At 45.5% G+C, this 14,644-nt stretch carries 13 protein-coding genes; 7 read left to right on the top strand and 6 right to left on the bottom strand.

Going from position 1 to position 14,644, the window contains the following annotated elements; translation table 11 throughout:
• Positions 1-25: 25 nt before the first annotated feature.
• Positions 26-484 (bottom strand): EVE domain-containing protein, encoded by a 459-nt coding sequence (locus ACE5LO_RS17055; protein WP_375521214.1) that lies wholly within the window; start codon positions 482-484, stop codon positions 26-28.
• Between the two features lie 349 nt (positions 485-833).
• On the opposite strand from ACE5LO_RS17055, the gene ACE5LO_RS17050 reads away from it, so the two are divergent.
• The 4 genes from ACE5LO_RS17050 to ACE5LO_RS17035 all read left to right on the top strand — a co-directional run bounded on the left by ACE5LO_RS17050 (position 834) and on the right by ACE5LO_RS17035 (position 5,047).
• Positions 834-2,234: a helix-turn-helix domain-containing protein gene (locus ACE5LO_RS17050; RefSeq protein WP_375521213.1), complete on the top strand. Its 1,401-nt coding sequence runs from the start codon at positions 834-836 to the stop codon at positions 2,232-2,234.
• A gap of 412 nt (positions 2,235-2,646) precedes the next feature.
• Positions 2,647-3,303, top strand: coding sequence for a hypothetical protein (locus ACE5LO_RS17045; RefSeq protein WP_375521212.1), 657 nt, complete (start codon positions 2,647-2,649; stop codon positions 3,301-3,303).
• 404 nt (positions 3,304-3,707) lie between these two features.
• Entirely contained in the window at positions 3,708-4,148 is a 441-nt protein-coding gene (locus ACE5LO_RS17040; protein ID WP_375521211.1) for a nuclear transport factor 2 family protein, read from the top strand.
• 236 nt (positions 4,149-4,384) lie between these two features.
• Positions 4,385-5,047, top strand: coding sequence for a TetR/AcrR family transcriptional regulator (locus ACE5LO_RS17035; protein WP_375521210.1), 663 nt, complete (start codon positions 4,385-4,387; stop codon positions 5,045-5,047).
• Between the two features lie 254 nt (positions 5,048-5,301).
• Here ACE5LO_RS17035 and ACE5LO_RS17030 read toward each other — a convergent pair whose 3' ends face one another.
• From ACE5LO_RS17030 to ACE5LO_RS17015, 4 genes are read right to left on the bottom strand one after another with little or no spacing between them, the layout of a single operon-like run.
• A complete protein-coding gene (locus tag ACE5LO_RS17030) occupies positions 5,302-5,715 on the bottom strand; it encodes a cupin domain-containing protein (protein ID WP_375521209.1) in 414 nt (137 codons plus the stop codon).
• A gap of 1 nt (position 5,716) precedes the next feature.
• The gene (locus ACE5LO_RS17025; protein ID WP_375521208.1) at positions 5,717-6,547 is read right to left on the bottom strand and encodes a phosphoenolpyruvate hydrolase family protein; all 831 of its coding nucleotides are present in this window, start codon (positions 6,545-6,547) and stop codon (positions 5,717-5,719) included.
• Positions 6,548-6,588: 41 nt separating this feature from the next.
• Positions 6,589-7,851, bottom strand: a complete 1,263-nt coding sequence (locus ACE5LO_RS17020) for a Tm-1-like ATP-binding domain-containing protein (RefSeq protein ID WP_375521207.1) — start codon at positions 7,849-7,851, stop codon at positions 6,589-6,591.
• Positions 7,852-7,892: 41 nt separating this feature from the next.
• A complete protein-coding gene (locus ACE5LO_RS17015) occupies positions 7,893-8,039 on the bottom strand; it encodes an SDR family oxidoreductase (RefSeq protein ID WP_375521206.1) in 147 nt (48 codons plus the stop codon).
• A gap of 356 nt (positions 8,040-8,395) precedes the next feature.
• On the opposite strand from ACE5LO_RS17015, the gene ACE5LO_RS17010 reads away from it, so the two are divergent.
• From ACE5LO_RS17010 to ACE5LO_RS17000, 3 genes are all read left to right on the top strand, one after another.
• Positions 8,396-9,082, top strand: a complete 687-nt coding sequence (locus ACE5LO_RS17010; RefSeq protein WP_375521205.1) for a response regulator transcription factor — start codon at positions 8,396-8,398, stop codon at positions 9,080-9,082.
• The gene (locus tag ACE5LO_RS17005) at positions 9,079-10,113 is read left to right on the top strand and encodes a HAMP domain-containing sensor histidine kinase (protein ID WP_375521204.1); all 1,035 of its coding nucleotides are present in this window, start codon (positions 9,079-9,081) and stop codon (positions 10,111-10,113) included. The genes ACE5LO_RS17010 and ACE5LO_RS17005 overlap by 4 nt, the downstream gene beginning before the upstream one ends.
• Positions 10,114-10,231: 118 nt before the next feature.
• Positions 10,232-11,338, top strand: coding sequence for a nuclear transport factor 2 family protein (locus ACE5LO_RS17000; RefSeq protein ID WP_375521203.1), 1,107 nt, complete (start codon positions 10,232-10,234; stop codon positions 11,336-11,338).
• A gap of 483 nt (positions 11,339-11,821) precedes the next feature.
• On the opposite strand, the gene ACE5LO_RS16995 is transcribed toward ACE5LO_RS17000, so the two are convergent.
• On the bottom strand, positions 11,822-14,572 hold the full coding sequence (locus ACE5LO_RS16995; protein WP_375521202.1) for an endo-beta-N-acetylglucosaminidase: 2,751 nt from the start codon (positions 14,570-14,572) through the stop codon (positions 11,822-11,824).
• Positions 14,573-14,644: the final 72 nt, after the last annotated feature.

Genomic DNA, 14,644 nt, shown 5'->3' with positions numbered 1-14,644 from the left:
TTTTGGATGGACGAAATGTCCAATCTTAGCTAACCTTCAGCATCTCATTCGCTATGGTCATAAAATCTTCACGATTGATTTCAAATTGCCCGAAGCGAAATGAGTATCCCCAGTTGCGTCTCCCTTTGGTGAACGTCAGCTGGTCTAACAGATCGGCGATTTTTACGGACCGGCAAGTCAGATACCGCATATTCCGACGATGTGGAATAAAATCATCGTTTACTTTAAATGGATAGACGATATCGTCAGCGACCCGGCCGATAGCCGTGAATGCTTGCACGACTTCTCCACTCTTCTTATCTGTTCGTGGGGAGTAGTAGATCAGCCAATCCCCTGATTGCATTCTTCCGAGTGGTCCGGCTTTTCCGCCGCAAGTCTGTGCGATCCCTTCTTCAACCGCATGGCTAGTGTGGGATGCAGAGACGACCCCGATCCAAAAACGATTGCTCTCGTTGATCACGAATTCAGGTGTGGTACCAGTCATCTTCGTATCCCCTCCTTTCGTTTGATCTATTCCAACTATATCAAAACACTACTGACAGCATTATGTCAGTAGTGTTTCATCATATGATGTCCAATATTCCGTAATGGTCTCGTAATTTCCGAATCATTCGGATCAGCTTATCCTCTTAAAAAGATTATGACTTAATTGCGATATTTTAGACAAATTTTCATCTGAAAAACGCTAGAAAAATATATACATGCGAACCAGAAAGTAGTATACTGATGCAGATAGGAATAAAATTCTAGCTTTGTTTACAACAGGGTTCCTGGATTATTTGATTGACTTAGAGTTAATGTGAAGAATGTCAATCTATTGAGGGGTGGTTAAATTGGACAAGACAACCACGATACGCTCAGAAGTCGAAAAGTTTATGGAACGTAAAGAGCTGACGCTCAGTGATTTGGGGCGCAAGACCGGAATCAATGTGGGAAGTCTTAGCTCGATCATCACGGGTGGGAGGACGATGGCGGTGAACCAGCTTGACCGGATCACCGAACTGATGGAACTCCCGGAAGGCCATTTTTACAATCAATACATACAAGATAATATGGCCGTGACTCAGCCGAATTGGAGGCGGCTCAGACCTTTTATTTTCAGATGTGCCGAATTGGACAAGCTGGATTGCATTCAACAGGTCACAAGTTGGCTGCTGGACAACATTGTATATTGCCCTGTGCTGTTTGATGGGGCGGAGGAACTGCTACAGGAAGGAAAAAAGGAGGCGGCCGCCATTTTATATGAAGGTGTGGCCGTAACGGAGCATTCACAGCATTCCGAGCGTCTCGCTCTCTGCCAGTATCGTTTGTTTACGATCAGATTAGGCGATGATCAGGCGCAAAACCTGGAGGTAGCAGCCCAATTCGAGCCGTACGTAGAACGATTGGACGAGGTTCTGCAGCTGGATGCGCTTAAGGATTTGGCGAATGTCTACCGTTCCTTGCGTAAATGGGACAAGGTGGACAAGTTTGCTGAAATGATGGGGGTAAGGGCAAGAAGGCATTACTTTGCAGAGCGTCGGCAGAAACGCAGTGGGGAAGACGTGTATTCCAAACTGAGCAGGCCGTTGTTTGTGTATGTTGCTTATAGTGATTTGCTTCGTGGTGACGTATGTCATGAACGGGGAGATTACGAGCAGGCTCTTCAATTCATTTTGACTTACACTGACTCGGGTTGGATTAGGGAGAATGATGAAGTGGCCGAGTACTGGAAGGGATTATTCCAAGGATGGGCAAAAGCCAATACTTATGTAACTAAATTGTTTTCCGGTGACTTGAGCGTACTTAATGATTATGTAGAATATATTGAAACAAATAAGGATGAAATTCTTTTGTCATTATTAAATATTGTTGAATTAGCCAATCGTTTTAATGTGAATATTGATAATATATTTCGACGCTTTGAAGAGGATATCAAGTCTTTTGAAGAACAGATAAAGGAAACAGGAACATACGATAAGAGATTCATAGCAGAATGCTACTCACGTTTACTGAATGAATTATCAGATTATTACTTACGAAAAAGCGAACATGAGGTTGGGTTTAAGTATTTATTGGATTGTTTGGCAAAGTCACTCATTATTAAAAATGAGGTCATTATTGTTAAATGTGTGGGTCAGTTTGAAAGCTTTAGAGAGTATGCATCTTCCGGAACGCAAGCAGCATACCAAATTCTTTTTAAAGGGGTGTACCAAAATGAACAAAAAAATCGCTATGTTTCTACTAGTCACTAGCCTTATACTTGTGTACAAGGTACAAGGTACGATGTCGGTTTTCCAACCATTTGGACACCACGGTGGTGTGTAGATAAGTCTACATAAGTACATCAGAAAGGCCAGTTACTATAGCTGGCCTTTTTAATGGTGAAATTTACACCTCCTAAATATATACGTTAAGTAGCATACTATTTTTAATGGAATAAAATTATAGAGTTTGTTTATGAAAGGGTGCCTGATCATTTGCTGACATCAATAGTTTAGGCAGAATGTCACTTATGAAGGAGTGGTTCATTTGGATAGGACAACCACGATACGCTCAGAAGTCGAAAAGCTTATGGGACGCGAAAAGCTGACGCTTAGTGATTTGGGACGCTAGACAGGGCTCAATGTGGGAAGTCTCAGCTCGATCATCACAGGGAGAAGGACCATGTCGGTGAATCAGCTAGACCGCATCACCGGGCTGATGGGTCTCCCGGAAGGACATTTCTACGATCAATACATAGAAGATAATATGGCTACGACCCAGCCCAATTGGAGACGACTCAGGCCGTTTATATTCAGATGTGCCGAATTGAACAAGCTGGATTGTATTCAACAGGCAATCAGTTGGCTGTTGGATAATCTGGTGTACTGTCCTATACTTTTTGATGCAGCGGAAGAACTGCTGCAAGCTGAAGTAACGAAATTATTTTCGGGAGATTTCAGTGTACTTCACAAGTATGTAGAATATATTGAAACGAATAAGGAAGATCTTCTATTATCATTACTAAATATTGTCGAGGCCGCCAACAGTTTTAATGTAAATATTGATGGTATCCTTCTGCGCTTTGATTCAGAAATCAAGCCTCTGGGTGATCAGATGGAGGGAACAAGAGTATATGATAAGAGATTAAAAGCCCAGCGCTATACACGTTTGCTGAATGAATTGTCTAATTACTACTTACAAAAAGGCGAGTTTGAGGTTGGATATTTGTACTTACTAGAGAGCCTGACAAAGTCGGCCACTATAATCATTGATAACAATATTGTTGAAAGTGTTAGGCTGTTGAAGATACCGAAAAACAAGACCTTTGTTGAAGGGTGACCAAAGTGGATGTACTAGCCTGAACTAATTACGGGCTACAAAGAACGGGATCGGTTTACCGATCTCTTGAAAGCTACTGTAGGTCATAAAAGATCTAAATAATTCAAAGGCAAAAAATCGGAAGAGGGGAACCTACTTCCGATTTTTGTTTGTTTTTATTCATATTCATTCCAGCTATGAGGAGTACATAATCCAAGGAGAGAAACGTATGAAAACAATAGCAATCTTTGGAGCAGGTAAGGGATCATCGCATTATGATTATTCTTTTAACGGATATGGGGGCATGAATTGGAAAAACTAAAACAAGACACTCCACTGATGAAGTAGATTTATTTGACAATATGTAATTTAAATTATAATATTAGTTACGTGAAGTAATTTAAAAATCAAAGGAGGACAACTTCATGTCACTAGAAATTGTACAAGCAAAAATAGAGTTAAGGGAATTGGTTGATGCATATGCAAATTTGACAGATGAGAAAAAAATTGATGAGCAAATGCTTTTATTTACGTCTGATGGCCGATATACGGTTTACGTGGGTGAAAGTTTACTTTCCGAGGTTATAGGAACCAAACAATTGGGTGAAGATTTCAAAAGCCATGCTTCAGAAGTAAAACGTTACTTTTCTATGAATGGACAACACGTTGTGAAAGTGGATGGAGCTACTGCAACAGGTGTTGTATTCTCCCAGATTAAAATGGTGAGAGATGAAGATGGCACAGAAGTTATTACTGACTACAGTGTTAGATATGATGATGTATATGTATGTCAAAATGGAACTTGGCTAATAAAGGAACGTACTGCAAACTTTATTATTTTCGACGCAAGACCATTGCAAGGTTAATGAAATATCAAAACGCCAAGATGGACGGAATCGTTATATAACGATTCCGTTCTTTTTTCCATGTAACTAACGACAGTAATATGACTGTAAAGACAGTCACTTCTCATTTCTTGCGGACGTATTTTCCAATTATTTTACTTAGTTAGGCGAGGGATTACTCGATAATACATTGTTGATCGGTTATAATTGGGGGAATGATACCAAGGAATAAAATCTCGGATTGAGGAGTTTGAAACATGAAGTTCCAACGTGCAAGATCTGAAGATCAGATTCAAGATCGAATTCAAGAAATCGTTAAAGCAGCATCTTTGATCTATGACGCAGAAGGCTATGAAGGATTAAATTTCACTAAGATCTCAGAATATACTAAATTCACAAGACCCAATATTTATAAGTACTTTAATACGAAAGAGGAAATTCTTCTTTTGATCTTGAATCAGGACCTTAAATCTTGGATATCCACGCTAAGCAAATCTTTTCATATTAACAAGCTGTATTCTATTTATGATATTGGAGAAGTTTGGACTACGACATTATTGGAGCACGAACGGCTAATCGAGCTGCATGCCATTCTTTACACAACCATTGAAAAAAATGTTTCTGTAGAAGCACTTGCTGAATTTGAAAAAGAGTCGATAGCGATAAACTCTACAATCATCGACCTAGTAAGTAAACTTTTCCCAAGAGCAGATATGGAGAGTATTACGAACTTTATGTATGCTGCATTCACACTGGCTTGTGGATTGTATCCAATGAGCAAATTAAGTGATTTGCAAATAGAAGCCATTAAACTATCGGGGTCCATCTATACTCCTCCAGACTTCAAAAAAACCTATCTTGCTTCCTTATATCAATTAATGTATTGCTTAGAACATTCCATTGAGATCAAAGATATTTAATGAATATTTTCTTTTCCATTAGTTGGTACAGAAAAATTCGTTAAAGCATTAGGCACGCTCAAAAAAAATAATAGACCAATTAGGTGGTGAAGGGAGTAAACGGATCATTCAGGCACGCCTAAGATCCAGAAATCCCCTGTTTTGGATGCGATCAAAGCAGTTGTTCTTCCAAAATACACAACTCCTTTCCCGTGAAAAGAAAATCCTGGCTCCCGATTTATTGAAACCAGGAGCCTTCCATTTATAACGAAGCCTTATTTCATTTTCCGGACAAGCTCTAAGATTTCATTTTTCTCCAGCTTTCGGAAATCTGGAAGCTCTCTTAACAGCGCCTCAGCTCCTCCCGGATTATAAAAAGCCAGCAGTCTCAGCGGTTCCCAGCCTGTATTATATGTTGAATGAAAAACCCCGGCAGGTATATAGATGGTATCGCCAGCACACACGGTGAAAGCTTCTTCATCGTTGACCATTTGCTTACCCTCGCCAGAAAGGACATAAAGAATCTCCTCCGAGTCTGGATGGTTATGGCGATCGTGTCCCTTGCCGGGGAGAAGAATTACTTCTCCAAAGGTAACATTTGGTTTTGCAGTATGTTCAGGACTGACAAACCATTTGATAGCTCCCCATTCAAACGTTTCCGTCGGTAAGTTTTGTGGATTCACCTTCATGTTATTGACCTCCGTTAATAGATTTGAATTTACGCATGTTAGCGGTCATTGCAACTTCCGTCGGCAAGCGTTCCATGCTGGAAGCTCCGAAGAAGCCGTCGACGCCCTTCGTTTTTTCGAGTACGTAGGCTGCATCTTCAGGCGCTGCTATGGGACCGCCGTGACAAAGTACAATGAGGTCAGGGTTGATGGCTTTAGCTTTATCGTGCATCGCCTGTACACGATTTATCGCTTCGTCAAGTGTAAGTGACGTCTTCGCTCCGATCGTTCCGGAAGCGGTCAGGCCAACATGCGAAACCAGGATATCCGCACCCGCTGCGGCCATTTTACATGCCTGTTCTTCGTCAAATACATAAGGGGCCGTCAGCAGGTCAAGTTCATGAGCTTGCCGGATCATTTCGACCTCCAAATCATAGCCCATACCTGTATCCTCCAAATTTGCTCGGAAAATCCCATCGATGAGGCCAACAGTTGGAAAGTTTTGCACCCCTGTAAAGCCCATCTCTTTGAGCTGCTTCAAGAACACAGGCATCACGCGAAACGGATCCGTACCACACACACCTGCCAGAACTGGTTTATTTCTGACAATAGGAAGCACTTCACTAGCCATATCAACAACGATTGCGTTGGCGTCGCCATACGGCAACAGTCCTGCAAGCGAACCGCGGCCAGCCATCCTGTAACGGCCGGAATTATATATAATAATAAGATCCGTACCTCCTTCCTCCGCACATTTCGCCGATAACCCTGTGCCTGCGCCGGCACCGATAATGGGGCGGCCTGCTGTGATTTCACTGTGTAGTCTGGAAAGGGCTTCTTTTCTGGAAATCATGGATCTCTCCTCCTTGATCTAGCCTTCATGTCCATGATGGCTCACTTGGCTTGTCGATTTGCTTCGAACCAATCCTGATAAAGCTCATGTAAACGTTCCGCCATTGTCCGGGCAAAAAGCGGGTCGTTGATATCCGTCTCGATTTCTCTAATTTCCACAACATTGGTATCAACATGTTCCCGAAGCGCGCTTATAAGTGCCTGGTCCGCCTTTCCGTCATGGAACAATTGGCCTTCTGTCGCCATCATGGAGACTCCCTTGAGCGGGATAAAAAGGCTTACCGGTCCCTTCGCAGCATTAAGCTTCCTTGCAATCGTACGGCCTAACTCGGCGCATTCCTCCGCTGTTGTCCGCATCAAGGTGATCGTTGCATTATGTTTATACAGAAGCCTATCTTTGAATTGCGGCGGGACCGAGTCCACCGGCCCAAAGTTGACCATATCAATAGCCCCTAGAGAAACGACCTGCGGAATTCCCAAATTACCTGCCGCTTCGAGACGGTGGGGACCTGCTGAAAGTACCCCTCCTACAAGTTCATCAGCTAACTCAGTTGTCGTAATATCGAGTGATGCCGTTATAAACCCATCTCTGATTAAAGACTCCATCGACTGGCCGCCCGTACCGGTTGCATGGAACACGATAACCTCGTAGCCAAGCTCTTCAAGTCGCTCGCGAGCCACGTTCACTGCGGGTGTCGTCACACCGAACATCGTAGCCCCGATAAGCTTCTTTTTGCTTGTCGATTGCGGAACCGGAGATTTCACCATTCCGGCTACTGCATTTGCCGCATTCGCCAAAATAGGCGCCGATAACTGGTTGATTCCGGCAATATCCACAACTGAATGCATCATCGTTATGTCCACTGCTCCAACATAAGGACGCGTATCCCCTGAAGCCATTGTGGAGAGCATAAGCTTGGGTATGCCTATAGGCAGATCGCGCATTGCTTGGGTCACCAGCGCTGAACCGCCGGACCCCCCTAGCCCCAAAATTCCGTCAAGCTGTCCTTTCTCGTATAATCGCTTAGTAATCAGGCTTGCCCCGCAAGCCATCGTTATGACTGCATTCCCCCGATCACCGGATGCGGCCAATATTTTAACGTCCGCACCTGCGGCTTGAGCCACCTCCTCCCGGGTAATATCCGGAGTAATTTGCGGTTCTCCTATAACTCCAGCATCAATCAGGATCGTATCGACCCCTTGTTCTTGCAAACGATCCCTGACATAACCATATTCCACCCCTTTTGTATCCAAAGTGCCAAGCAGAACCACTACAGGTTTAGCCAGTGTACTCTTAGTTCCCATAGACGATCCCTCCAACTTTAAAATGTATGCGATTACATTGGTTAGCCGGCTGTTTCTCCGCCATCGATCGTCAGATGTGTCCCTGTTATGTTTCTTGCTCCTTGGGATGCAAGAAAGCAAACAGAAGCGGCAATATCTGCGGGGGTCTGCAGACGCTTAAGACACGTGAAAGAAAATAACAGACCCAACAGGTTTCAAATAAATTGATCTATGTATATGGGCTTAATAGCTCCTATAGTCTACATAAATCAACAGACAAAAAATCGAGAGGAGACCTGCTTCCGATTTTTTGTCTGTTTTGATTTTATATTAATTCCCTCCATTCCCGCATTAAACTTTATAGTCGCAACGTTATACGAGGGACTTATCAGTTTAGGTAGTGCAAAACGTGGTAATAATGCGGACAAATATACCCCAAGCATTTACTTTTGTTCAACCTTTCGCAGATATACTTTATATTAACTCTGAGTCTATGCTTTCAAAGCGAGTTTTGTACGAAGTCAATTCAGGAAGTAACGCTCACAAAACTTTCAGGAGGCAATGTATGATTACAATTCTTATCGTTGAAGATGATCCTATGGTGCGTTTTTTGACGAAAGCGAAACTCAGCCCACTATATAAAATCAAAGAAGCTGCTGATGGCCAAGAAGCGTTGGAAGTTCTCGATCGCGAACATATTGATCTGCTCGTGGTGGATATTCAAATGCCGAACATGAACGGTTATGAACTGGTGCGCACCCTGCGGGATGTCGACGATATGATACCTGTCATCATGCTGACGGCCATGAACACCTTTTCCCACAAAAAGGATGGATTTGCCTCGGGCGTGGATGATTACATGACAAAGCCCATCGACTATGAGGAGCTTATTTGGCGTATTGAGGCACTGCTGCGGCGAGCACAGATTGCCAACGAAAAGCGTATTGTGATCGGCGACTTCTCCATGGAGCAGAACACCTTTTCCGCTCAATATAACGAAGAAACAATTGCGCTGACAAACAAGGAATTTGACCTGCTGTACAAGTTTCTCTCCTATCCCAATGTCGTATTCACCAAGCAGCAGTTGATGGACGAGATTTGGGGTTACGATTCCGAGACAGAGTACGATACCATCAAAACCTACATCAGCCGTCTGCGCAACAAGTTTTCGATGTGCAAAGAATTCGAGTTGATATCCATTCGGGGACTTGGATACAAAGCGGTCATCCATAAGATGGGGGGGCGGCTATGAAACGATATAAACAAAACGCAACTTTTAAGCTGGTTCAATTCCGGTGGGTTTTCATTGCAGACGCAATCGTAGTTGTCGGTGCAGTGATGGCCTATGGGCTTATCGCTACATACTGGCTGGGCATGACCCGGGATAACGCTATTTCCATGCTGGCTATCATCCCGCTTATGATTATTGCTGTCGGTTTGGGAACTTTTTTTACGCTACGATCCGTCCGCCGGAAAATGGGTGATCTGTTGATTGGAATAAAAGAAGTGTCTGACGGCAATCTGGAGGTGCGGTTGGACAGCAGAAAGGCGGAAGAATATGCACCCATTTATGATGGATTTAATCGTATGACGGCAGAACTGAAAAACACAAAGGCAGAGATGCAAAACTTTGTCAACGAGTTTTCCCATGAATTCAACACGCCGATTGTTTCAATCTCCGGATTTGCCCAATACCTAATTGACACAGGAGATGGCATTGAGAGCCCGGAACGGATTCAGTATCTTCGAGTCATTGCCGATGAATCCCTTCGTTTGTCTACACTGTCGCAGAACACGCTTCTGCTTACCAAGGTCGAAGCCTGCGAAATCATCACCGAAAAGGAAGTATACGATTTATCCGAGCAAATAAAACGGTGTGCAATCCTGCTGCTTCCGAAAATCGAACAGAAGCAGATTGAGCTGGAACTGGATGTAGAGGATATATCTTATGTGGGCAATGCGGAACTGATGGAACAGGTATGGATCAATCTGCTTAGCAATGCCATCAAATTTACCCCTGAACACGGGGAAATCAAAATTTTCGCCAAATGTACCTCAGATCAGCTTACGCTTAAATTTTTCGACAACGGTGTGGGCATGGACGAAGAAACGGCCGCACATATCTTTGAGAAATATTATCAGCACGATACGACCTCCGCTGTGCGGGGCAACGGCATTGGCCTTTCCATTGTTTCCCGCATCATTTCCCTGTGTGGTGGTGAAGTTTGCGTGGAAAGTAAACCTCAAGAGGGTAGCACTTTTATTATCACACTACCTGTCTAAGGAATGAAATACAATATTTATTTATGACTTCTTTTTACTTTCGCTCAACCTTCGCCCATTAAGATATGCTCACAACACAGTAATCCTAACAACGATAACACAGAAGGAGATCGAGAACATGAAAAAGAATATGAAAAAGATGTTAATGGCGAGCATGACAGCCTTGGCCATCGGGGTGATTGCTGCGGGGTGTGGAGCCAATGCGGATTCAGGCCTTGCTGAAGATGCAGCAAATCCCAGCTCGGTTGAACCGGTAGTCAGTATTTCTGATTCCTACGATAACACGGAAGAACTTGCGGCTATTTTCCCAATCATCAATCCCACCCCCATCGACACGGAAATGGGGAAGAACATTCAGAATAGGCTGCTGAACGGGTTTGAAAACTGGAACAGAGGCTACGATGCATGGGAAACCTGGGGCGATATTCTGTATACTGAGGATTCCCTTTATAACGTACACGGTGTGAAGCTCACCTTGAAGGAATATCAGGATTCCATGAATGCGACGCTGCAGTCCAGCGATATTCAGATGGGCAACTTCAATAATATGATCATCTCCGGTGACTGGGCTGCGATTCGATACGACATTTCAACGACCAACAGACAGAGCAAAAAAACTTCGGACGGAAGCGTGATGGAGTTTGTGAACTTCAAGGACTATGGAGATAAGCTGGGCACTCGGGTTGTGGAAGGCTGGGCAGGAACAAAGGGCGCAGATTTTGCCGGTTTGACGAGCTTCCAGACCGACGATGCGAAAGCGGCACAGCAGGCTGCATTGGATGCCATCGTCAATGCGACGATCCCCGATACAACGGATCTTGAAGCCAAGTATCCTGTTACCAATCCCACGCCGATCGAAAACGATATGGCCAAGAAGATTCAAAATGCCATATTGAACGATTTTGAAAACTGGAATCAGGGCTTTGATGCTTGGACGGTAGGGGCAGATGCCTATTATGACAGCAACCTGAAGTACCATACGAATGATGAAACCATGACCCTCGCGGAATACAAGGCTTCCGTAAAGAACACTGCTGAATCCACCGATGTAAAGCGTATTCGCTTTGATAATATGCTAATCAGCGGAGATTGGGCGGCCATTCATTACAGAATCACCAATCAGGACACGAAGACCGGCGAAAAGACTGCCGGTGACGTGATGCAGTTCCTGCACTTCGCGAAGGACGGCGACAGCGTGAAAGTGATTGAGTGCTGGACGAAATAAGCCCGTGAATTTATGACAACGGCGACAAGCACGGCAAGCAGAAAACATAGTAACCACGGGAAGTGTCCGACAACGGATACTTCCCACACTTTTTTGTATTTCCTGCTTCATTGGTTGTTGATGCCATGTTTTAAAAAATCCTTTCAAAATCGAAGCCAGTTCATGCGGATTATCTTCAGCGAGCGTATGTCCGGCATTTTGCAGGATTGCATATTGTACCTGGATAGCTATTTGGTTGGAAGCTTGTAATAATGTCTGGTGCGTTCAAGAAAATCGAAAACGGTTAGAATGAGAGTTTTCAAGCTGTTCATATTCGATATTGAACAATTGGGCAATGTCTCTTCCAATTTTCGATAGCACCACATCGACGGAGCATGCAAGACTCTGATTTAATTAAACAGCCTCAGTCCAGGTGAATTCCGGACTGAGGCCGTTTAATTCTAATGTTTTTCTTGACGGGAGCGGTTCATTTACAGAAACATGCTATCTCAGAATCGTAGTCGCCCGGTTCCCGGCATAGTCTTCAACGACAAGCTTGAGGGAGCTGGTCGTGGACACAGGTGTGAAGGTTAACTCACTGAGCTTTGTTCTGCCCCGAACAATGTACGGAAACTTCTTGCTGGTATAGGTAACTCCGAATTCCCGCGGTACATCATTTTCATATACGTAGAGACGATGCCAGTCAGTCAGGGCAGGCAGAGCCAGCGTATAGGTTTTGCCTGTTACGGTGACCAGCTCCTTGGCATAAGGAGTGATCTCCAGGTCTGCCAATTGTCCCGTGACGGTGACTGGAGGCTGGCCGTCGTTGGAGAGATTCAGGACGTAATGCTGCCCGTTCTTCGGCAGGCCGGTGATTACGGCCTGTTGTTCATCGGCGTCTGCTTGAACGCTGGTGGTGAACGGCTCGTTTGTATATTCGGTCTCCAGTGTCAGTTCGACGGGTCCGGCGGCTCCGTTCGGATTTTTCCAGGTGACGGACGCATCTCCGTAAGCATCAAATGTGACCTCCACGTCCCGTACCCCAGCCGTCAGATCGTAAGGCAGGGTGGCAGGCTCGCTTTCCGTGCCGTCTGCTCCTACAGCCGTGATGCTCAGTTCCCCGCGCTGATGCTTCAGGGATTTGATGTAGTACGTGGAATCATAAATTCCGCCGACGTAAGCGCCGTTTTCATACAGATTGTATTGCTTCACTTTGTCATAATTCTCGATATCCCAAGCAACCACCATTTCGTCGGTGTTTGTCAGGGCTTTGACGATCCGGAAGTTGGCCGGAGCTTCTGGTGTAGCTGCAGAGCCGTCCGTGATACGCAACTCGCCGATATTCATCTGATATGCATTGATAGTGCTGTCGTTATTATCAAAGGACAGACCAAGCGCGGCGATGTTTTTGCCTGCATAAGGACTGAGGTCCAGTGAGACGGTCTTCCAGCCGTCTGTCTGCTGACCGGAATCCGGCACCTCCACTTTGACGACTTTTCCCGGCGCATCCGCAAAGATCAGTCCCAGGCTCAGGGAAGAAGAGTCCGCAGTTACAGGTTTATTGTAAGTCAGAGTGGCCTTGGAGCGCTCATTGACCATTAAATCCGTCTTGAACAGGCGCAGGAAGTTCTCGGCATCCAGCTTTCCGTTCACTACAAGGGAGCTGCCACCGTTATAAGCACCGATGGACTTGTAATCGTAACGCGGGCCTTTCTCGTATTTCGGACCATAGTCGAAGTCTACATCAAGCGATTCCCCTGTGGTGTCGAGCCACCATTGCCAGGTCACCGGAATGTCCTGAATGTTGATATTGGACCATTCCTGATGACTGGACACAACACCGTTCTTCACATAGTCCAGGCCATGCCCGGTGTTAAAGCTGGTGAAGAAATTGCCGCCCCGAATGACAGAGCGTTCGGCGATGTAGGCGGCGATGCCGTCCCAATTCGCGCCAGATGCGTATACATCGGACAGGTTGGCATTTGCATTGCGGCGTGCCTCCGTTGGGTCCTGATTCGGTCCTGACCACCATGCCCGGTCACGAACGAAGGTCATCCACTGGTATTCGCTGTCTGCGCGGTTATTGGCGCTCGAATTGCCCATATCTTCATCCAGCCCGTTATGGGTGAAGTCTGCGCCCAGCGTAGCGATGCTGTTCATCGGCTGGCCGTTCTCATCCAGGTTCCAGCGCAGGTCGTATTTCTGCTTCCAGCGTCCGAAGCTGTCGTTCCCGCCCTCCACACCGGCGAAGACAGTCTCCAGCGGATCCAGTCCCAGGCTTTCGGCATGGGAGCGGGATTTGGCCAGCATATTATTGTTCCACCAGTAGTTCAGGAAAATCGAATCCGTCACCTGACCTAACTGGGCATCCTTCACAAATGGACTGTTAGCGGAGTTAAACTCATTCTGATACGCAATCTTTCCGGTTCCATCTACCGTAGAATCATACCATTGTACATACATTCCCTGATCCCTCAGGTATTTCATAAATTTTTTGTAGGCGGGAATATCCGCAGGAGCTACGCCTTTGGCGACCTCTTCCTGATTAAAAAAATATCCATCATAGCCGTAATACTCGGCCATTTCCAGCAGCTTTTTGGCTACAGGGAACTCTCCGTTCTTATCCTGTACGAGCATTTGCTTGTAGGTCTGCGGCCCGCGGTCATTGTCCGAGAAAAAGATGTTGGCGATGGAGAGCACGCCGTTTTTATGAGCGGCGTTCGTGTAGGCAGGATTGGGAATGTTCAGGATGCCAAACTCGAAGTAACGCTCGGTCCAATCCTTTTTCGCATCATACAGCTCTTCGGGCACGCCTGCGGATGCCATCCCGTGCCAGTAGCCGTAATAGTCGGTGTATTGCCAATAATTGTACAGATACTGGCCGAATTTATTGGTGTATGGCGTACTGTCGAAAAATGCGTTGCCATAATCCCCGCTCATGGTGAACATCTGTGTGTCCGGGCTCAGCTCAGGGGAGGCCTGGGTAGGGGCGAATGGGGCATTACGCGGCTGCAGCGGCACACGTGCCCGCAGCAATTCACCGTAGATGTCGCTTTCCGGGGTCCAATCCATGATCTGGGCACTGGTATAACCATGCTGATAGGGCTGATTCTCTCCCTTGGCGCTGATGCCCTCATAGGGCAGCGTATCTCCGGCGAGAACCGGTGCGGAAGAGAGCTGGCTCAGCAGCGCGGCCGACAGTGCGAGCGCAGTCACCTTGGGCATACGCTTGTGGGTTAACTTTTTGCGTGTCATGCAGTTCCTCCTTCATAATGGAATGGTATTTATGTATTCGCTTTCAATTGCACGAAAGCTTATGGATAACAT

It is taken from the genome of Paenibacillus medicaginis (genome assembly GCF_042138635.1).
GTDB lineage: Bacteria > Bacillota > Bacilli > Paenibacillales > Paenibacillaceae > Paenibacillus > Paenibacillus medicaginis.
Note: the sequence above shows the minus strand (reverse complement) of the source record. Positions and strands in the feature narration are given on the sequence as shown.